25 protein-coding genes are annotated in these 19399 nt (G+C 46.8%); 13 read left to right on the top strand and 12 right to left on the bottom strand.

The window, feature by feature from the left end; translation table 11 throughout:
- Nucleotides 1-11 precede the first annotated feature (11 nt).
- From QUA62_RS11025 to QUA62_RS11010, 4 genes are all read right to left on the bottom strand, one after another.
- Nucleotides 12-668, bottom strand: a complete 657-nt coding sequence (locus QUA62_RS11025; protein ID WP_333403931.1) for a hypothetical protein — start codon at nt 666-668, stop codon at nt 12-14.
- 219 nt (nt 669-887) lie between these two features.
- Complete coding sequence (locus QUA62_RS11020) at nt 888-1166, bottom strand: BrnA antitoxin family protein (protein WP_190661752.1); 279 nt, start codon at nt 1164-1166, stop codon at nt 888-890.
- Nucleotides 1129-1266 carry a BrnT family toxin gene (locus tag QUA62_RS11015; RefSeq protein WP_333403928.1) on the bottom strand — a complete coding sequence of 46 codons (138 nt, stop codon included), beginning with the start codon at nt 1264-1266 and terminating at the stop codon, nt 1129-1131. The genes QUA62_RS11020 and QUA62_RS11015 overlap by 38 nt, the downstream gene beginning before the upstream one ends.
- Nucleotides 1236-1406: a BrnT family toxin gene (locus QUA62_RS11010; RefSeq protein WP_333403926.1), complete on the bottom strand. Its 171-nt coding sequence runs from the start codon at nt 1404-1406 to the stop codon at nt 1236-1238. The genes QUA62_RS11015 and QUA62_RS11010 overlap by 31 nt, the downstream gene beginning before the upstream one ends.
- Before the next feature lie 212 nt (nt 1407-1618).
- On the opposite strand from QUA62_RS11010, the gene QUA62_RS11005 reads away from it, so the two are divergent.
- The 4 genes from QUA62_RS11005 to QUA62_RS10990 all read left to right on the top strand — a co-directional run bounded on the left by QUA62_RS11005 (nt 1619) and on the right by QUA62_RS10990 (nt 8390).
- Complete coding sequence (locus QUA62_RS11005) at nt 1619-3439, top strand: efflux RND transporter periplasmic adaptor subunit (RefSeq protein WP_333403924.1); 1821 nt, start codon at nt 1619-1621, stop codon at nt 3437-3439.
- 137 nt (nt 3440-3576) lie between these two features.
- On the top strand, nt 3577-4842 hold the full coding sequence (locus QUA62_RS11000; protein ID WP_333403922.1) for an ABC transporter permease: 1266 nt from the start codon (nt 3577-3579) through the stop codon (nt 4840-4842).
- A gap of 61 nt (nt 4843-4903) precedes the next feature.
- Nucleotides 4904-6037, top strand: coding sequence for an AAA-like domain-containing protein (locus QUA62_RS10995; protein WP_333403920.1), 1134 nt, complete (start codon nt 4904-4906; stop codon nt 6035-6037).
- A gap of 430 nt (nt 6038-6467) precedes the next feature.
- Nucleotides 6468-8390 (top strand): hypothetical protein, encoded by a 1923-nt coding sequence (locus tag QUA62_RS10990; RefSeq protein ID WP_333403918.1) that lies wholly within the window; start codon nt 6468-6470, stop codon nt 8388-8390.
- A 91-nt stretch (nt 8391-8481) separates the two neighbouring features.
- Here QUA62_RS10990 and QUA62_RS10985 read toward each other — a convergent pair whose 3' ends face one another.
- The 6 genes from QUA62_RS10985 to ndhC form a co-directional block, all read right to left on the bottom strand.
- Nucleotides 8482-8730, bottom strand: coding sequence for a DUF4926 domain-containing protein (locus tag QUA62_RS10985; RefSeq protein WP_333403916.1), 249 nt, complete (start codon nt 8728-8730; stop codon nt 8482-8484).
- Nucleotides 8731-8815: 85 nt separating this feature from the next.
- Complete coding sequence (locus QUA62_RS10980) at nt 8816-9043, bottom strand: type II toxin-antitoxin system HicB family antitoxin (protein ID WP_332967673.1); 228 nt, start codon at nt 9041-9043, stop codon at nt 8816-8818.
- Nucleotides 9040-9264 (bottom strand): type II toxin-antitoxin system HicA family toxin, encoded by a 225-nt coding sequence (locus tag QUA62_RS10975; RefSeq protein WP_006635497.1) that lies wholly within the window; start codon nt 9262-9264, stop codon nt 9040-9042. The genes QUA62_RS10980 and QUA62_RS10975 overlap by 4 nt, the downstream gene beginning before the upstream one ends.
- Nucleotides 9265-9429: 165 nt before the next feature.
- Nucleotides 9430-9933, bottom strand: a complete 504-nt coding sequence (locus QUA62_RS10970; protein ID WP_333403914.1) for an NAD(P)H-quinone oxidoreductase subunit J — start codon at nt 9931-9933, stop codon at nt 9430-9432.
- Entirely contained in the window at nt 9926-10648 is a 723-nt protein-coding gene (gene ndhK, locus QUA62_RS10965) for a photosynthetic/respiratory NAD(P)H-quinone oxidoreductase subunit K (RefSeq protein ID WP_190661736.1), read from the bottom strand. The genes QUA62_RS10970 and ndhK overlap by 8 nt, the downstream gene beginning before the upstream one ends.
- Nucleotides 10639-11001, bottom strand: coding sequence for a photosynthetic/respiratory NAD(P)H-quinone oxidoreductase subunit C (gene ndhC, locus QUA62_RS10960; RefSeq protein ID WP_006635500.1), 363 nt, complete (start codon nt 10999-11001; stop codon nt 10639-10641). The genes ndhK and ndhC overlap by 10 nt, the downstream gene beginning before the upstream one ends.
- Before the next feature lie 162 nt (nt 11002-11163).
- On the opposite strand from ndhC, the gene QUA62_RS10955 reads away from it, so the two are divergent.
- From QUA62_RS10955 to QUA62_RS10915, 9 genes are all read left to right on the top strand, one after another.
- Nucleotides 11164-11499, top strand: coding sequence for a rubredoxin (locus QUA62_RS10955; RefSeq protein WP_333070731.1), 336 nt, complete (start codon nt 11164-11166; stop codon nt 11497-11499).
- The gene (locus tag QUA62_RS10950) at nt 11486-12499 is read left to right on the top strand and encodes a photosynthesis system II assembly factor Ycf48 (RefSeq protein ID WP_333403912.1); all 1014 of its coding nucleotides are present in this window, start codon (nt 11486-11488) and stop codon (nt 12497-12499) included. The genes QUA62_RS10955 and QUA62_RS10950 overlap by 14 nt, the downstream gene beginning before the upstream one ends.
- Before the next feature lie 56 nt (nt 12500-12555).
- Nucleotides 12556-12804, top strand: a complete 249-nt coding sequence (gene psbE / locus QUA62_RS10945; RefSeq protein WP_006635503.1) for a cytochrome b559 subunit alpha — start codon at nt 12556-12558, stop codon at nt 12802-12804.
- Nucleotides 12805-12824: 20 nt separating this feature from the next.
- A complete protein-coding gene (psbF, locus tag QUA62_RS10940) occupies nt 12825-12962 on the top strand; it encodes a cytochrome b559 subunit beta (protein ID WP_006635504.1) in 138 nt (45 codons plus the stop codon).
- 9 nt (nt 12963-12971) lie between these two features.
- The gene (locus QUA62_RS10935; protein ID WP_006635505.1) at nt 12972-13094 is read left to right on the top strand and encodes a photosystem II reaction center protein L; all 123 of its coding nucleotides are present in this window, start codon (nt 12972-12974) and stop codon (nt 13092-13094) included.
- Nucleotides 13095-13163: 69 nt separating this feature from the next.
- Nucleotides 13164-13286: a photosystem II reaction center protein J gene (locus QUA62_RS10930; protein WP_006635506.1), complete on the top strand. Its 123-nt coding sequence runs from the start codon at nt 13164-13166 to the stop codon at nt 13284-13286.
- 336 nt (nt 13287-13622) lie between these two features.
- Entirely contained in the window at nt 13623-15875 is a 2253-nt protein-coding gene (locus QUA62_RS10925; protein ID WP_333403910.1) for a transglycosylase domain-containing protein, read from the top strand.
- 487 nt (nt 15876-16362) lie between these two features.
- Nucleotides 16363-16917, top strand: coding sequence for a hypothetical protein (locus QUA62_RS10920; RefSeq protein WP_333403908.1), 555 nt, complete (start codon nt 16363-16365; stop codon nt 16915-16917).
- A 47-nt stretch (nt 16918-16964) separates the two neighbouring features.
- Nucleotides 16965-17699, top strand: a complete 735-nt coding sequence (locus QUA62_RS10915; protein WP_333403907.1) for a hypothetical protein — start codon at nt 16965-16967, stop codon at nt 17697-17699.
- A 105-nt stretch (nt 17700-17804) separates the two neighbouring features.
- Here the strand turns inward: QUA62_RS10915 and cobA are convergent, their stop codons facing one another.
- On the bottom strand, nt 17805-18614 hold the full coding sequence (gene cobA, locus QUA62_RS10910) for a uroporphyrinogen-III C-methyltransferase (RefSeq protein WP_333217416.1): 810 nt from the start codon (nt 18612-18614) through the stop codon (nt 17805-17807).
- Nucleotides 18611-19354: a sirohydrochlorin chelatase gene (locus QUA62_RS10905; RefSeq protein WP_333403905.1), complete on the bottom strand. Its 744-nt coding sequence runs from the start codon at nt 19352-19354 to the stop codon at nt 18611-18613. Before QUA62_RS10905 ends, cobA begins: the two co-directional genes overlap by 4 nt.
- Nucleotides 19355-19399 lie beyond the last annotated feature (45 nt).

The following is a 19399-nucleotide window of genomic DNA, read 5'->3' as shown; positions in this document are numbered from 1 at the left end:
GCAAGTGCTTGTTAGGTTGTGGAATACCGAAGCGTTGAGATGTATATAACAGACAACCCTAGACGATTCCAATTGGGTTGATTAAGCGAAAATAATACACCTCCCGCTAGTGCTGCCCACCCTACAGGACCGAGTAGAAATGCAAGAGTTTGGCTCACACCCATGTAAACTGCAAAGGGCAAGGCAATCCCCAAAGCACTTGTGAGGCTACCTAGTACAGTGCTTGCCAACAAATACACCCCAAAACCACTCATCTTTGCTGCAAACATTGTACCACCACTTAAAAGGAAACCTTCAAGATTAGGGTCATCGCTCTCTCGTCTGAGATCCATAATAATTTGTTGTCGTTGCTCTGGTGTAAGCTGATCCAACATATTCTGAAATAGCTTAACAACGACAGCACCTTCAATTTCTTGAGTTGATAACTCAAGCCATGTACGATCGTTAAAAATTTCGGACCAATCAATACCAATGTGATCGGCAACATCTGTGACAATTTGTTTCCAAGAGCTGTTCCAGAAAAGCTGACCAAGACTCCCGCACCTCAAATACCGTAGGTGATTGCAAAGAATTTCAGAGGAACTACCAAATCCTGAATTGGTCAACTCTGCTAAGTTTTGGCGTTGCTCTTCTGTAGCTAAACTGACGATTTCGTAAAATTCTTGCATATTTAGTCTTAACTTGGGCGAGTAATCTCAAACTATTTACCAAGTGATATAACCCACATTCCGCACCCTCTACTATCATAGGTTTTTGCGGAAGTTTGAGCTATTATCGCGGCTAGAAGGGAATCAAGCCATTATGATATCTACTACCGATGCGTTCAACGGCGGTACAAAGCTTTGAGTCATCACCAGAGTATTGAGTCCGTCCGTTAAAACGCACGGCTATGCTGAGTGGTGAGTTTTGTTGCTCTCTATATATTGGCGTAAAACGTTATTAATTAGAGTTTTATACTGTTCTCCTTGAGCCTGAAACCACTGCTTCACATCTGGATCAAGCTGAACTAAGTTGTCGGCTCGATCGGCTGGAATAAGTAAAGTCGCTCGTTCAAAAAATTCATCGGTCAGCGGTGGAATATCTGAGTAGTCGATATTCTCTTCTGACCTTGACTCTAAGGCGGCCCAGTTAGTACCAGAGGTACTGTTCAAATCGTTTCTGCTCATGACGGTTAGCTCTTCGCGCTGAAATGATTCGGATTACATTGTTTTGAGGTTCTGTCCAGACTACTACCGCTATTCCAGAACCGAGAAAACCGATTCCCAACCAGCGATCTTTACCACAATCAAAACATCGTCTAGCTCAATCAGCATTTCACCATCAAACATCGCGGGAACATCGGCAAAATTAATCTGATGTTTACGGATGTTTTTAATATTTTTCGCTTCGTCCCACTCAAATTGCATGAAGGATTAGGGTATGCCAGATTAAACTATCTTCCTCCATTATCACGCATTTGGCTGAACAGGTTTTATGCAGCACTGGATCTCGATGTTGATATCTAAAGTCGATCGCCCCCAAGCATTAAACACCGGAAAAAACTTAATCAGACTTCAATTGAACCTTTTCTGTTCCCGATCGGTCTAAATTCAAGACAGACCCATCAGGTCTAATTTATATGTACTTAGTAAAGCACTTTCAGATTAAAAAAGAGCTGACTCCCTGGCTTAGCGGACTCCTCGCCGCTTCCCTGCTTGCAGGAGTAGGCTACACCGCTTACAGCCAACTCACAGTCAAATCCAGCCGCGAAACCAGACGCAAGGAAAAAACCGTTGCTGTCGAAAGGGTGAACCTGCCGATTACTATTTCGGCAAATGGCACAATTGTGCCCGAACGTTCCGTTAACGTCAGCCCCAAAACTTCAGGAATGCTCAAAAGTTTGCTTGTCAAGGAAGGAGATAAGGTTGAAAAAGGGCAGATTCTCGCCTACATGGACGACTCCAACCTCCAAGGGCAACTTACCCAAACTCGCGGACAACTCGCAGCCGCAGAAGCAAACCTGGAAAAATTGGTCAACGGCACTCGAACCCAGGACATTGCTGTGGCTAAGGCTGTGTTAGCAGAACAACAGGCAAGTCTGGAAAAATTGCTCAACGGCAATCGAAGCCAAGATATTGCTGTAGCTGAGGCACAACTAGCTGAACAACAGGCAACGTTGCAAAAATTGCTCAACGGCAATCGAAGCCAAGATATTGCTGTAGCTGAGGCACAACTAGCTGAACAAGAAGCAAATTTACAAAAATTGCTTAAGGGCAATCGGCCTGAAGACATCGCCCAAGCAATTGCCAAACTCAGAGATGCCGAATACGCCAAAAACCAAGCAGAGGAAGACTTTCAGAGAAATCAGGAACTCTATAATGCCGGAGCCATTGCTTTGCAAGTTGTGAACAACTCCCGCACCGCGCGCGATCGAGCTCAAACGCAAGTCAGGCAAGCTGAACAAGCTGTAGCTTTGCTGCAAGCGGGTACTCGCCCCGAAGAAATCGCTTCGGCGCGGGCTGCTGTGGAGCAAAAACGGCAAGCTTTGACCCTGGCGCGATCGGGCGCACGCCCTGAAGAAATTGCTGCGGAGCGGGCTGCTGTAGAGCAAAAACGGCAAGCTTTGGCCCTGGCGCGATCGGGCGCACGCCCGGAAGACATCGCTGCGGGGCAGGCCGCCGTCGAGCAAAAACAGCAAGCTTTGGCGCTGCTAGAAGCCGGTTCTCGCCCCGAAGACATCGCCCAAGCCCGCGCTCAAGTTCTCGCCGCTAGAGGCAGCCTGCAAAGCGTTCAAGCGCTGATCGACGACACTGTGCTACGGGCTCCTTTCACCGGCACTGTCACCCGCAAGTACGCAGATCCGGGCGCTTTTGTGACTCCCACGACGGCAGGTAGTGCGGTTTCTTCGGCGACTTCTTCTTCGATTTTGTCCTTAGCTTCAAAGAATCAATTAGTAGCAAACGTAGCAGAAACTAATATTTCTGAGATTAAGATCGGCCAGGCTGCGTCTATTCAAGCCGATGCTTTTGCGGGAAAGACTTTTGCAGGTAAAATCACTCAAATTTCGCCTCAGTCGATCGTCCAGCAAAATGTGACAAGTTTTGAGGTAAAAGCGGCAATTATTAATGATGATAAACAAATGCTGCGATCGGGAATGAATGTGAATGTGGAGTTTAAGGCTGGTGAACTCAAAAATGTTTTGGTAGTTCCGACTGCGGCAATTGTCCGCCAACAAAGGGAAACGGGGGTTTTTGTTGCGGGTGGAGAAGATGGTAAACCTGCTTTTATGCCGATTAAGACTGGTATGACGGTGGATGACAAGACGGAAGTGCGATCGGGTTTGAAAGGAAATGAAAAAGTGCTACTTAGTTTACCCCCCGGATTGCGGCCTAGATCCCAAAATCCATCGTCGGGCGGGATTCCGGGTTTGCAACCGGGTGGCGGAACGCGCTTGCGTTAGGGTTTTGATTTTTTTATTGAACCGCGAAGACGCGAAGGGCGCGAAGGAGGAAAAGGAAGAAGGAATAAGGAATAAGGTTTTAATTGCCTATGCTTTTCGGCTCACTGCCCAATACCCAATGCCTAATCAATAATAACATGAAATTACAGACTCGCCCCCGCACCAACAAAATCTCTAACGTTCAAATCGCGTTCATGGCGACAGAGGCGCTGTGGAATAATAAGTTGCGTACCAGTTTAACTATGCTGGGCGTAATTATTGGGATATCTTCGGTAATTGCCATTACTTCTGTGGGACAAGGAGTACAAAAATCAACTGAAGAACAGTTAAAGGCTTTGGGTACAAATGTGCTGTTGGTTTTATCCGGCGCTTCGCGATCGGGCGGTGTCAGTCAGGGAAGCGGTTCTGCTACTACCCTGACTTGGGATGACGCTAAGGCGATCGGCAAACAAGCTCCTGCAGTTAAGGCTATTTCGGCTTATTTGCAGCGCCAAGTGCAAGTGGTTTATGGCGGACAAAATTCATTTACTGCTATTTTGGGAACGGATTTAAATTATCCCGATGTCAAGAACATTCAACCCCAAGAAGGACGGTTTTTTAACGAGGATGAATTGAATGCTGCTGAGCCAGTAGTTGTCCTCGGTTCTAAGGTGCGGGACGAACTTTTTGGAGCCGGAGCTAATGCGCTCTCCTCCGATATTCGCATTCAGGGAAACCGCTACAAGGTCATTGGAGTGATGGAAAGCAAGGGGTCTGTAGGGGGAACCGATCAGGACGATCGAGTGTATATTCCCCTCAAAAATATGTCTTCGCGGATTGTGGGGAGAAATTCTTTAGCAGGGATTGCGATATCGGGTTTTTGGTTGGAAACTGCGGGCGAAGCGGATTTAGCGGATGCTCAATTTCAAGTGGAAAATATCATGCGCTTGCGCCACAATATTTATCCGCCACAACCGGATGATTTTCGAGTTGTAAATCAAGCTGAGATCGTTAATACTTTTAGCAATGTGATAGGTTTATTTACGGTTATGATCGGAGCGATCGCCGGAATTTCTTTGGTGGTTGGCGGCATCGGTATTGCTAATATTATGTTGGTGTCTGTTGTGGAACGCACTAAGGAAATCGGGATTCGCAAAGCGGTAGGCGCTACTAATGCAGCAATTCTAATTCAATTTATGGCGGAATCTATTTTAGTTTCCACGGTGGGGGGAACGGCGGGTATTGGGTTGGGAATTGCGATCGCCTTTGGGGCCTCGACAGCCTTCAAATTTCCGTTTGTGGTTTCTGTATGGTCGATCGCGGCGGGTTTTGGGCTGTCTTTTACCGTCGGGTTGTTAGCTGGAGTATTGCCGGCTCGGAATGCGGCTCGCTTAGATCCGATCTCCGCCTTGCGGAATGATTGAAAAGCGTAACGTAGTGTATCATCAATCTACCAATCCGCTTCTGCTCTAGTCAAATAACTCTATGGCTCCCCCTTCGCCATCTCCCTGTCCGTTTTCTGCACCCTCTATGCTAAAAAAGCGCGATTACTTTGTGGGGCGCAAAGACGAACTAAGATTTATTCAATCTCAGATGACAGGCCCACAGCCAACCAGCGTTAATATTGTGGGGCCACATAAAATTGGCAAGTCATCCCTACTTTGGCGTTTTTATCAAAATTGTCGCAATCATCCTCAATACGCTTCCAGCCCTTATGCTGTAATTTATTTATCATTTCAAGATGGTGAATGCCAAGAAGAAAATACTTTCTATCAAGCAGTTGCTCAAAAGTTGAGCGAAGTGCCAGTTATTCAAGCCAAGCCAAGTTTAGTTACAGCGTTTCAAGCTCCCGATTGGAATCGCAGTATCTTCGCTAAAGCCATTAGACTTTGTGAGGTACAGCAAATATTACCCGTGTTATGTATAGATAAATTTGAAGCGCTGTTTCAGGAGAGTTATCGCGAAAAATTTGATGAAGGATTTTATGACAATCTTCACTCCTTAATCAACAATAGCGCCCTGATGTTGGTATTAGCCTCTCTAGAAACTCTTGATTCCTACCGCACCAAATATAAACTGACCTCTTCTTTTTTCAACGTCGGTTCAGAGTGCTTATTGAAAAAGTTTTCGGAAGCAGAAGCTCAAAAATTGGTCGAGTTGCCTAAAGGAAATATAGCAGGGGCTATACCAGCTTTAACTCAAACAAATCAGCGCCTAGCTTTGGAGTGGGGAAAACAGCATCCTGTGCTTTTGCAATTAGCCGGAAAATATCTCTGGCAAATGCAACAAGAGCGTAAAGATGTGAAGTGGGCAAAGCAGAAGTTTCAAGACCAAACTAGGGCATTTTTACAATTGTCAACTCGACCCAAGCGCCCTCAGAAGTTTTGGCATTTGCTGCGCTGGCTAGTCTGGGATATGCCAATTTGGGTGGGCAATTTCGCTAAAAATTTCGGGCTGAAACTGGATGACATATTTACTTGGCTAATGGGTCTGAGTTTGATAATTGTGGCGATTATGTGTGTCGCAGGTATTGTTACTCAAAATTACTTTTTTGATTTGTTCAAAAAGTTTTTGTGTGGCAGTTTGAGTCCGGTGTTAGGCAAGTGGTGTGATGGTTAGGATAAATATAAATCGAAATTATTTAGCTGAATGTGCTCGCCTTCTATACTGGATTTACTTTAAACCTTTTACTTTGGCGGACTGGCTGCGAGAAATTCACCCTGATTTGAAATCGGATACTAATCCTTTTACGATGCGGGCGGAGTTTAGGGTTAATCCTAAGTTGAGGCGGTATGCAGAACAATTTTGGTTTTTAAAAGCAGCAACAACTATACTTCCTGTAATCCTATTTTGCATCACTTATTCTCTTTCCATTATATTTAATTGGTCGTCTTTGAGTATTCCTACGACGATATTGCAATTGACACACTGGGTATTTATTAGTATTAATAGTAGTTTGCGAAAGACGTTGAAACAAATTATATCAATGGTTTTCAGTATTATATTTTTGATAATTATTAGTCTGATATTCTCGCCGGAACTAACGCCATTGATTCCACATATCGTTCTCCTACAATATTTAATTCCATTTCAGGTTGATTGGATGGTGGGGGATGTAGCAGCGGATGTGGGAAGGGATGTAGGGTTAGGTGTGATGTTAGGTGTGGGGTTAGGTGTAGTGTTAGGTATGGCATTCGGTGTGCTGTTCAGTGGGGCGTCCAGTTTTGCGTTGGGTGTGACGTTGGGTGTGGCATCCAGTGTGGCGTTAAATGTGGCGTTCATTCTCGGCATTTTGCGGGTTTATTTCTGGATTCCAGAATTACTGTGGATGTTTTTCCTGTTGAGGTTCGTGCCAAAGGGAGACGAGGCAAAATGGCTGCTGCGTCTGCCACCCTACTTCGACCAACTCATTCACTTACCGATTCCTTGGATGGACTCTTTTATCGTCAAAGCTTATTGCCAGAACTCAGTTGCAGCCCAACAAACCATCAATTATCTAATCGACTCAACTAACCAACAAAAAGTAGCATTAAAGGCAATGGTGGGAATTGCCATTGATACCCTCAACCGCTGTCAGAACTCTCAAGATATCGTTACCATTACCGAACAACTTGCCTGGATACCCTCACCACCGCCCGCCGAACTCGGTTCCGTACTACCTGAATTTTTGGAAATCAGCCAAGATGTCCGCGCTGCCGAAAATGCTAGTTCTGCCTACCTTCAATATGAAATGCTGGCAACACTTTTGACTAAACTCAATCGCTTGCGAGAAAGTCTGGTTTTAGGCAAAAATGCAGCTTTAGCAACCAGCTTTGGCAACATTGTGCAGCGGTGGCTGAGTATCTTAGAAACCTCCCGACAAACTCTAGAGGACGCAGCTTTAGATTCAGCAGAAATCCCGCAAGTTTATGTCGCTGGGCCAGCCCTCAACCCAGAAGATTCTAGCACTCGCTTCAAAGGGCGTTTGGACGTATTCCGAGAAATCGAGTCTTTGGCTCGTTCATCTCAACCACCTGTATTGTTGCTGTATGGAGGCCGTCGCACCGGGAAAACCTCCGCCCTCCAGTTTTTACCTAAGAAAGTTGGCTCAGAATTAGTGCCGTTGTCGATCGACTTTCAGGGTGCAGCAATGACAACAACCTTGAGCGGTTTAGCCGAGTTTATCGCTGGTGAAATTGTCGAAGCGGCGCGGCGCAACCGCAATTTGCAATTACCCGCCATTGAAAGAGAATCGCTAAAGATTGATCCGTTTATGGCTCTCCAAAAATGGTTTGTGCAAATTGAAAAAATTGCGCCAGGAAAGCGATTTTTGTTATGTATGGATGAGTTTGAGCGGTTAGAAGAAGTAGTCGAAGAGACGGGAAGTCGATCGCCCCTGAACTTTTTGCGCTACATTTTGCAGAACCGCGCTAATTGGATTTTGCTATTCAGCGGTTCCCATACTTTGGACGAACTAAATCCTTATTGGAACGATTATTTGATTAATACACAATCTTTACGGATGACGTATTTGCAGGAAGCAGAGGCGCGGGATTTAATTCAGCATCCTATTGATAATTTTCCCGACATTTATACAGAGGGCGCGATTGATGAAATTATTTACTTAACCCGGTGTCAGCCTTATTATGTACAACTGATGTGTCGCGTACTTGTCGATCGCCTGAATGCAATAAACAGAGAAAAGACCACGTTAAATCAGGAAAAACAAAGGCAATTAGCACAAGGGGACGTGAAGGCTGCGATTCTCAAAAGTTTGGAACAAGGGGGGGCTGCATTTCGAGAACGCTATCAAGAATTAACGGAATCAGAACGAGAGTTTTTGCATAAATTAATCAAAGAACCAGTTGTAGCGGTAGCAGAAAGTGGTTCATGGCCGAGACTTGTGGAGAAAGAAGTGCTGGAGGTGACTGAAGAAGGTTATCGTTTTCAAGTACCGCTATTCCAGAAGTTTGTAGAGATTCAAAGTCGGTGATAAGTTATACGCTCGATGATTCCGCGATTGAAATCGCTTCTACATTTACCAGATATCAGCTTATACTAAAGTCCGCAAGTTATTTTGCCACTTATGCTGTAACCCTTTCGGGTTTGATATCCGGTGATGCTGGCTGAAAGTACAACACCATGATTTGCTCTGGATGCAACCCGACAGATTCATAAGTGCGTCCGTTGCGATCGCTAAATTCAACTTCAAACGCTGCACCATCAGCCAACTGTTCAACCACAGTCCCTACTTGTCCGCGCCAGAGGTTGTATTCAGGAATGTCAACTGTCAAGGCAACAACATCTAGTAATTTAATTGTATTCTTTGCCACTCTTATTACCTCCAGGCACTACAAAGGATAGCAGGTTGTTAATCTCGGAATCTCCGAATCATGCTCAATGACTTCAAATCTATGCTCAAGCAAACAGCAAGTTTTGTACTAAAGTTTTAGGTGCTGGGAGAGATTTACCATCTGCCTGATATTCTTCTACTAAAAGCTCTAATACCTCCACTGCATTCTGCAAAGCTTCTTCGTAGGTATCTCCGTGAGTGTGGAACTGCTGAGATGGAAAATCAGGTAAGTGAACTAGGTAGCAGTTATCTTCATTTGACCATTGAATAACAATTATATAAGGTAATTTCATGATTCAGACTCCTCTTCTTCAATTGCTTTCAATATTCCAATTTTTCGATTAACTTCTCTCTCTAAATACAGTTTCGCATCATCGCCATCATTTCCAGCAATGGTAATTGGTTCATTAGGTAGTAAAGGATGAACCCATCTTGTATGACTGCCTTTTGCCGAACGATAAGTAAACCCAGCTTTAAGCAACAGGCTTTTGAGTTCTCTAATCTTTTTGGGCATAAGCAGACATTAAAAATATGGCAAGGTGACGGACACACTTTCATCATATCCCAGAAAGTTTTGATCGACATTTCAAAAAAAAACGCACAAAAAAATGTACCCACTCCTCAAAGAAGTGGGTGCAAAATAACCAACTGTATTTTGAGCTAAAAACTCAAAATTTCCTTAATAAGCGTCTTGCAATTCGTAGAAATCCGGGGAAATGTAATCTTTCCGCAGCGGCCAGCCTACCCAATCTTCGTTCATCAAAATCCGTTTCAGATTCGGATGTCCTTCGTAGACAATGCCGTACATATCGTAGGATTCCCGCTCTTGAAAGTCGGCTGCTTTCCAAATCCAGTAGACTGATGGCACTCTGGGATCTTCGCGGGGTACGAATACTTTGACGCGGACTTCTTCAGGCTTGGAAGCATTATCTGTCAGCTTAGCCAAGTGGTAAACGCTGACTAAATCTTCTCCGGGCCCTTGGTCGTAGGCGCACTGGCACTGCATATAATTAAACCCGTAGGCATACAGTGCTGTTGACATTGGAATTAAGAAGTCTCGATCGACCTTTAATATCTCCACGCCCAAATTATCGGGCGCTAAAGCTTCGTGTTCAAACCCATTCTGAGTCAACCACTGGGAAACCTTCCCGGCTTCAACAATTGCAGATTCTGTCTCAGCCACGGTTTACCTCCTGTTTTTGTCCTGCAAGCAGGGCCGGCGGTACTGGCATTCCCATTGCTTCCGTCAATTCCTTCGGCGGCGCTATCCGGCCTGGAATAGATAAGTATTTGCCGTCCAAAATGTCGTCTACTACTTTCATTTTGTGGGGTCTGGTGTAGTAGCGGTGGGTGGGCAGCAATCTGGCCCGTTCTTGCATGGAATCGTTGGCGATTTTTTTCCGCAGTTTGATAATTGCGTCAATAATCGCTTCTGGGCGGGGGGGACAGCCGGGGATGTACACGTCTACAGGAATCAGTTTGTCAACGCCTCTGACTGCTGTGGTGGAGTCCATGCTGAACATTCCGCCCGTGATGGTGCAAGCGCCCATCGCGATGACGTATTTGGGTTCCGGCATTTGTTCGTACAGCCGCACCAAGATGGGGGCGTACTTCATGGTAATTGTGCCGGCCGTGATGATCAAGTCGGCTTGCCGGGGGCTCGATCGCGGTACTAAGCCGAATCTGTCGAAGTCAAAGCGCGATCCGATCAAAGCTGCAAATTCGATGAAGCAGCAGGCTGTGCCGAAAAGCAGCGGCCACAGGCTGGAAAGTCTCGCCCAATTGTAGAGGTCATCCACTGTTGTCAGGATGACGTTCTCTGAGAGTTGCGATGTGACTTCGGGGCGCTCGACTGGGTTGATCAGCGCTTTTTGTGATTTGTCAGAACTTAAGACCATTCCAAGGCTCCTTTGCGCCATGCATAGACAAGAGCAATAACGAGGATCGTGATAAAAAACAAGGCTTCGATGAAAGCCAACAGTCCTAGCTGGTTGAAAGCAACCGCCCAAGGATAGAGGAAGACGGTCTCTACGTCGAAGATGACGAAGACTAGGGCGAACATATAATATCTGATGTTGAACTGAATCCAGGCTCCGCCGATCGGCTCGACGCCAGATTCGTAGGTAGTGCGTCGGTCGTAGGGACGACTTTTCGGGCGCAGTACCTTAGACGCCGTGAGGGCGAGGATAGGGACTAGGCTGGAAATTAACAGGAAGCCTAAGAAATACTCGTAGCCGCTGAGTGCAAACACGGTGAATAATTACTGCCTAGGTGAAAGGGTTCTGTAACTTAGTCTTTACATTATATAGATTTTGGGTAGCTAAAATTACGAGTTGGTTGAGATTAATCGTCCATCTTCTGCAATAATTTTTAATGTATATTTTAAGATTAGCTTACCTACTCTTTTGGAGCTATGAGCGATCGAGCCACTGAGACTAAGACCCTCGATCGGCACGAGTGCCGCGCCTGCGGCTACGTCTACGATCCGAAAAAGGGGAATCCTAAAAATGACATTGCCCCGGGCACGGCTTTTGAAGATTTGCCCCAAACTTGGGTCTGTCCCGTTTGCGGGGCACGCAAATCGGTGTTTCAAAATCTCGGTCAGATGGAAGGGGTATCGGGATTTAAGGCAAATCAGCGCTACGGTGTCGGTGTCAACGGCATGACCGAAGGTCAGAAAAGTTTGCTGATTTTTGGCGGCTTGGTCGTTGGTTTCTTGTTGTTACTTAGTATGTATGGTTTGCAGTAAAACGATTGTGAGATTTTGGCAACGAATTGTAATGTTATTGGCCGCTGCCCTCATCTGTACGAGTTGCAGCACCATCAGTTCCGTGAGTTACAACCCCTGGCACGTTATTTCCTTGCCGACGGAAGCTAATTTGCAGGATATTGCCTTTACGGGCAATTCTCAGCACGGCTGGGTTGTGGGTTCTGAGGCGACTCTGCTCGAAACCCTTGACGGTGGCACTAGCTGGAAGTCTATAGCACTGGATATCGACGATCCGAGGTCGCGTTTTGCGTCAGTGAGTTTTTCGGGTTCCGAAGGCTGGATTGTCGGCCAGCCTTCAGTTTTGCTCCACACGAACGATGAGGGCAAGTCTTGGACGCGGATTGCTTTGAGCAGTCAGTTGCCTGGTTCTCCCAGTACGATCGCAGCTTTGGGCCCGAATTCCGCCGAGATGACGACCGATGTCGGGGCGATTTACCGGACTTCCGACGGTGGCAAAAATTGGAAAGCTGTCGTGCAGGATTCTTTTGGGGTAGTTCGCAATATCAACCGTTCTGAAGACGGGCAGTATGTTGCGGTTTCCTCGAAGGGCAATTTCTACTCGGTGTGGAAACCCGGACAACAAGCTTGGGAACCTCACAACCGCAATAGTTCTCGCCGCCTGCAAAATATGGGCTTTACCAAGGACGGGCGTTTGTGGATGCTCGCCCGCGGCGGTCAGATTCAGTTTAGCGACGCGTCCAATCCTGACGGTTGGGGAAAACCGTTTTTTCCCGATCGCAAAGCGAGTTGGGGTTTGCTGGACATGGCTTACCGGACTGATAATGAAGTTTGGGTAGCCGGCGGCGGCGGCAATTTGCTGTGCAGTTTGGACGGCGGGAAAACTTGGCTAAAAGACCGCGAAGTAGAAGATGTTCCCGCTAATTTTTACAGGATTGTCTTTATGGGCCCCGATCGCGGATTTGTGATCGGCGCGAGCGGTACTTTACTTAAATATCAAGGTTCAGCACAAGCTGCTTGATAGTAGAATAGTAATAGAGATTGTCTGTCAATTTGTTGTTGAAAGGAGGATTCTAAATGGCTGGTACAACTGGAGAACGTCCGTTTGGGGACATTATTACAAGTATCCGTTATTGGGTAATTCACAGCATCACCATTCCAGCTTTGTTTATTGCTGGATGGCTGTTTGTGCAAACGGGTTTGGCTTACGATGCTTTCGGAACTCCTCGCCCTAACCAGTATTTCACACCGCAGCGAGAAGAAGTGCCGATTATCTCGGATCGCTTTGAAGCTAAGAAACAAGTAGATCAGTTCATTGCCAAGTAATTTAACAAGGATTTGGAAAAATGACGAGCAGAACCCCAAATAATGAGCCAATTTCGTATCCGATTTTTACGGTGCGCTGGTTGGCAGTTCATACTTTAGGTGTCCCAACAATTTTCTTTTTGGGCGCGATCGCAGCAATGCAATTTATTCAACGATAGGAGTTTACAATGCCTGAGCGCCTTCCTAATCCCAACGAGCAGCCTGTTGAGTTAAACCGGACTTCTTTGTATTTGGGTTTGTTGCTGATTTTTACTCTGGGTATTTTGTTTTCCAGTTATTTCTTTAACTAACTGGTGTCTGAGTTGGTTTTCGATAGTTCGATCGAATGTGTTTAGCTGTGAATTAGTGAGGTGATAGCTATGTTTAGTGAAAGTGGCAGAATTCCTTTGTGGCTGGTAGCTACTGTCGCAGGTCTCGGTGTTCTGAGCATTGTGAGCCTTTTCTTCTACGGTGCTTATGCCGGTTTGGGTTCTTCGATGTAAGGAGAATTAAGCGGATTTTCGGCTTTTAACCCCCCTTTTTCAAGGGGGGTTTTAATTACTTAAAGTGTGTTGGTAAATTAGGGATAAATTTGATTTAAAGTGTTGATTTGTGGGCAAGTTTATGATATTTTAATTCTCTCGTGAGAGCGGGATTTTTTGTGGTTGGGTAGAGATTTGCTCAATAAACGGATTCCGAGCGGGTTCACCAATCACCGCAAAATCGATCGCCACTAGCCGACGATCGCCTCCTTCTGTGGGGCAGATCCTGAAATTAGCCAAAAGTTGCGAGTAGAATGGTGCAAGAGCCGATCGCTCGACTGTAGTGCACAGCGAAATATGACCCCACCGCCGCCGCCCCGCAAACCTCAAACCGTCTTGGGTGCAATTACCCAAGCAGTCCAGACTATTGCCAAGGTTAATTTTAACCAGCTAGCGCTGAAACCAAACGCCAAAGTACCCGAACTGTGGGTACAGGATGCGGGTGCAGCTAAAGCTGAGGTTTATCCGCTGTTAGGCGATCGATATTTGTTAGGTCGATCGTCCAAATCTTCAGATATTGTAGTTCGCAATCCCGTTGTCAGTCACGTACACTTATCCCTGTCGCGGGATACTCGGCGGCGGACTCCTTTTGTCATCAAAGATGAAGACTCCACCAACGGCATTTACAGCGGCAAAAGGCGAGTTAAAAGTATGTCCCTGCGTCACGGAGACGTGTTCACATTAGGGCCGCCGGAACTAGCCGCCGCTGTCAGAATTCAGTACGTATATCCGCCGCCTTGGTATTTGGAACTTGTGCGTTACAGCTTTTACGGCGTCAGCGGAATCACCGCTTTGATTGCCGTGTTGGTAGGGATGGAATCGACAAAGTTTCAAGTGCGGCCTCTGCCTAGAAGTATCAATGGCCCCGTGATTGTTTACGCGCGCGACGGGCAAACTCCCCTGCGTCCTCCTCAGAATAACGCTCACTTAGAATTAAAAAAATTGCAGGATTTTTCGCCTTATTTATCCAAGGCGGTACTTGCTTCGGAAGACAGCCGCTACAATTGGCATTTGGGGGTCGATCCGCTGGGGGTTTTGCGGGCGCTTTTGACCAATGTTCGCGGGGGAGGAATTCGCGAAGGCGGCAGCACTGTGACGCAGCAGTTAGCGAGGAGTTTGTTTCGAGATTATGTGGGAACTCAAGATTCGGCAGGACGCAAGTTGCGGGAAGCCGTAGTTGCTTTTAAACTGGAGACTTATTACAGCAAAGATGAGCTGTTGCTGACTTATTTAAATCGGGTGTTCTTGGGAATTGACCTTTACGGTTTTGAGGATGCGTCTCGGTTTTATTTTGGCAAGTCAGCGAAGGATTTAACTTTGTCAGAGGCAGCAACTTTGGCGGGCATTTTGCCTGCGCCAAACAGTTTTAATCCGATTCAAAATTATCAATTGGCGGTGCAGTACCGCGATCGAGTGATCGAACGGATGCGGGCACTGGGGACTGTTTCTCAGGAAGAAGCAGATCGCGCGAGGCGATCGCGAATTGAGATCAATCCCAAAGCTCGCGAATTTTTGCAAAGTACGATCGCTCCTTATTTCTACAGTTATGTATTTGACGAATTGGAGTTTTTGCTGGGGGAACAGTTAGCCCGAGAAGGCAATTTTATTGTAGAAACAGGTTTGAATCCCGGCCTGCAAAAGTTGGCGGAAAGTTCCCTCAGAAATGCTGTTGAAAATGCGGGAGCCAGTGCAGGTTTTTCTCAAGGAGCAGTGGTAACTCTCAACAGTACAACCGGAGAAGTCTTAGCTTTAGTTGGGGGCGTAGATTATTTGAAAAGTCAGTTTAATCGGGCGACTCAAGCTTTGAGACAGCCCGGTTCTACATTTAAGATTTTCACCTATGCAGCCGCCCTGGAACGGGGAATCTCAGCCGAGAAAACTTATTCTTGCGCCCCCCTTTCCTGGGGGGGACAAAGTTACAGCGGCTGCGAAAGAACCAGCGGCAGTGTGGATATGTATCGCGGCTTAGCGTTGTCGGAAAATGCAATTGCATTAAGGGTAGCACAGGATGTCGGTTTAGAAGATGTAGTGCAAATGGCTAGGCGTTTGGGGATTACTTCTGAACTGCGTTCTAACCCGGGTTTAGTATTAGGTGAAAGTGAAGTTAATGTGTTGCAATTAACGGGTGCTTTCGGGGTTTTGGCCAATCGGGGTTTGGGAAATCGTCCCCACGTAATTAAGCGAATTATTGACAGCAGCGATTGCAAAGATAGAAATGATTTTAACAGTTGCCGGGTGATTTATGACTATCAAAAAGATGGCATTGCCAATCGGCAGTTAGTTTCTGAAGCCGTAGCGGATACGATGACTGATATGCTGCAAGGTGTTGTGCGGGGAGGTACGGGCAGCAGTGCTGCTTTGGGGTTGGGAGAAGCGGGAAAAACAGGCACGACTAATGATAATAGAGATTTGTGGTTTGTCGGTTATATTCCGAGTCAGCAACTGGTGACAGGAGTTTGGTTGGGAAATGATGATAATTCTCCGACTGCCGGAGGTAGTGCAAATGCCGCTCAGTTGTGGGGGGAGTATATGCGGCAAGTGGCGCGTTGAAATTGCTGAAATTATTACTTTTACTTTTTTAAAATCCCCGACTTCTTTAAGAAGTCGGGGATTTGCGTATTGGTGGACTTATTTATAGCATTCACCAAGGTGGTTAAGACTTTTATTGGTAGGGGTAAGGCTAGCCATAAGCACCCTACAGATAGAGTAGGTGCGTAAGTTTTGAGTTTTTTTACCAGTCGCGGCCATGTCTGTAAAATAAGTGACACTCAAACGAGCTACCCCAAACGAGTGTCACTAGAAAAAGTTACTGGTAAAGCGTTTCCGTTAGCAGTTACGCCTAAGAAATAAATGCAAACAAGGGGTCACGTAATGCTAGACGGAGAAACAATGCCACACGAATTCGCGATCGCGAATTCGAGGGTGAAAGAAATTACGAATACCAAGGCCTGAAACCCGCATTGTATCCTCGGCGCTCTAAAACTGTCCCGAGTATTGATTTAGGTGTATGTAGACTCACCTACTTTAGGAGTTTCCCATGAAATTTAGTTCCCTGTCGATGACGATCGGCTGTTCGAGTCTAGTTGCTCTGGGGCTATCGCAATCCCCCTCAATCGCTGCAACTGTAACCGTGCACTTTCCTCGGATGCCGAGGAGCGGCCAAAACTTCGAGCACACCCACACTGTCAGACGTTCTACCAGCAATCCTCTGCAGGATGTGGGTGCTCTCCAGAACTTATTTCAGGGGCCAACCCGTACCGAAATTGCTAATGCACCGGGTCTAGAGAGGGCGCTACCGCTGCTCCCGAGCAATGCCTGCAACGGTCAACCTCTACCTCCTGGAGCCATCAATGCAGGTCGCTTTATCATCAAACGCCAAATCAGAGGCAGTAACATTGCCTACAAAATTCGCATCTGCAAACCTTTTATTAGCGGTGGAGTTGGAACTACTGCGATTCTGGAAACCGCTATTAGAAAGACTCTTTGGGCAAATCTCAACTACGTCTCCCGCGTGAAAAACATTACCCAAATCGATATCGCTCAACCTAATAATCAGTGCCTTGGTGGTAGTGGAGCTACCTGCTGGCCGTAACATCTGCGCTCAAACCAAATTCATTTATCTAAATTAAGGAACATACTATGAAACCCATAATTTCTATTTTAGGCGCGATCGCTGCGATCGCCCTTTTGCCCCACATTGCCCAAGCCAGCGCCTACAAAACCAGCAGTCGCACCACTTTTATTAATATTAAAGAAATTCCTGGTGACAGTGGCTCTGCTATTGGCGGCGGCTACTACAGGACTTACGTAGGTGGCAGGCAATGGGGAGGGAACTTCCAGGCGACTAGCGTCACCAGCAGTGGTGGTATCAGAACCTATACTGGAACCTTCACCGACGAGCGTTTCGGGCCCGGTGCAACGCAACAATGTAAGGGCAACCTGAAACTACAACGTCCGGTTTCTAACTCCGGCCCGGCGCGCCTGACAGCCACTTGGACGATTACTGGTGGGGTCAACTGTCCCTCTCGGGTGGGTTCAATCTTCAAGCTCAATCTGACCGAAGCCGTCCCCGTCGCCAATAGCAGCGGCAATTTCCTGGCCAGCAATGCCAATACCATTGAATCTGAAACGGCAGGCAGCGCCACTTGGCCTAAGTGGGTTGTCACCGACCCAACGGGACTCAATTGTCGCGCCACTGCCCCTAGTGGCACTGTCGTTACGACCTTCCCCAACGGCAGCACCGTTGATGTCGGTTATCTGGGCCTCAACAGCTTCATCACCGCTGGGGGCGCTTCCTGGCTGCGGGTGCCCAGCAAAAACTGCTTCATCCGCGCCAACAGCCAATACATAAAGCCCAAGCTGATGCCCTTCTAACGAGCATCTAGCCACTTATTTGAATCTCTAATTTTTGCTTGGCTAGAGAGGGTGTAGGGGCAAACAAGGGCGATCGATCGCCCTTATTTGCTCCTATGTTTTCGCTTATTCTACAGTTTGATGAACAGGGCGACAGCCAGACAATATTGAGTGCAAATTGACAACATTTCCGATTACGGCGATCGCAGGTGCTGCAAATCCGACCGCCTCAACTTGCTCTACAATGGTACCCAAAGTTCCGATCAATTCTTCTTGTTCCGGCCGCGTTCCCCACCGTACTAATGCTATGGGCGTTTCTGCACTCAATTCGGCTGCGGTCAACTGACCGATAATGTAAGGCAAATTGTGGATTCCCATGTATACTACAATGGTTTCCGAGCCGCGGGCGATCGCCTGCCAATTTACCTCCGGTCGATATTTTCCCGCTGATTCGTGACCGGTGACAAAGGTGACAGAGGAACTGTACGATCGGTGTGTTAAAGGAATTCCCGCATAAGCAGGGGCCGCAATCCCAGAAGTTACGCCGGGGACGACTTCTACTGACACTCCAGCTTTTACCAACTCTTCCATTTCTTCGCCGCCGCGACCGAAGATAAACGGATCGCCGCCTTTGAGACGAACTACGATCGCATTATCTCCAGCTTTTTCTATCATTAACTGAGTTGTTTCATCTTGCATTAACGAGTGACGGCCTTTGCGTTTTCCGGCATCAATTCGTTCTGCTTGGGGGTTGATTGCTGCCAAAATTTGAGGACTGACTAAAGCGTCGTAAATCACCACATCCGCGCACTCTAACAAAGCTTTTCCCTTCAAGGTCATCAAACCCGGATCTCCGGGTCCCGCACCTACTAAATACACTTTTCCTAAAGACATTTTTCTTTCTTCCTTTACCTCTTCTGTGCCTCGGCGGTTCATTTTTGAATTAAATCCCTAATTAAGTCTGCTAATTCTACACTTGGGCCTAGAGGATTTGCGAGATGAAGTTCCGCCGCAGGAAATTGCTGCTTTAGCTGTGCGACATTTTTGGCGATCGCATCTGTAATTCCTCCATTAAATAAGAAGTATGGCACAATTCCTATTTGCTGCTGTCCACCACGAACCAAACTCTCAATTTGCTCTTCCAAACTCGGCTTTACCGACCAATACGCTGTTTGTGCACCGATTTTGCTGGCGATTTCCTCAACAATCGAGTTACCTCCGGGGCGACGGCTGCCGTGAGATAATAAAATCCATTTTGGCAATAGCAGATTGGGGAGAAAAGCCACCTCTTGCATCTGACTTTTTACCAATTGTGTTAAGCCTGCTTCCTGGGAACCTAAATGCGGGCGCAATTCAATTTTTAGCTTGTCACCAAAAGTTTTTTGGGCAAGTTCCACCTCTGCCGGTATGTCTTCGGCGACGTGAACTCCGGGCAATAAAAATACAGGCAGGATTTGCAATTCTGTCACTCCCAGCGACAGGGTACGTTCGCCAAAACTGCAAATTTGTTCGTGCAGCGGTGCGGGCCCGAGCTCTAAGGTGGCGGTTGCTACTGCGGGGAAGGAGTCAGCCAAATTTTGAGACAGCAGTTGACCTAGGTTTTCCAAAGCTTGTTGGGGTCTGGGGTCGCGGCTGCCGTGAGAAACTAATAAATAGGTGGATGATCGCAATTTCAATATAGATTGGATGTTAATGTTCGATCCGGATTTCAAATAATTATA

The sequence above is a fragment of the Microcoleus sp. MON1_C1 genome, from assembly GCF_036701945.1.
Classification (GTDB): domain Bacteria; phylum Cyanobacteriota; class Cyanobacteriia; order Cyanobacteriales; family Microcoleaceae; genus Microcoleus.
The sequence above is the reverse complement of the archived record's forward strand: the minus strand, read 5'-3'. Positions and strand labels throughout refer to the sequence as shown.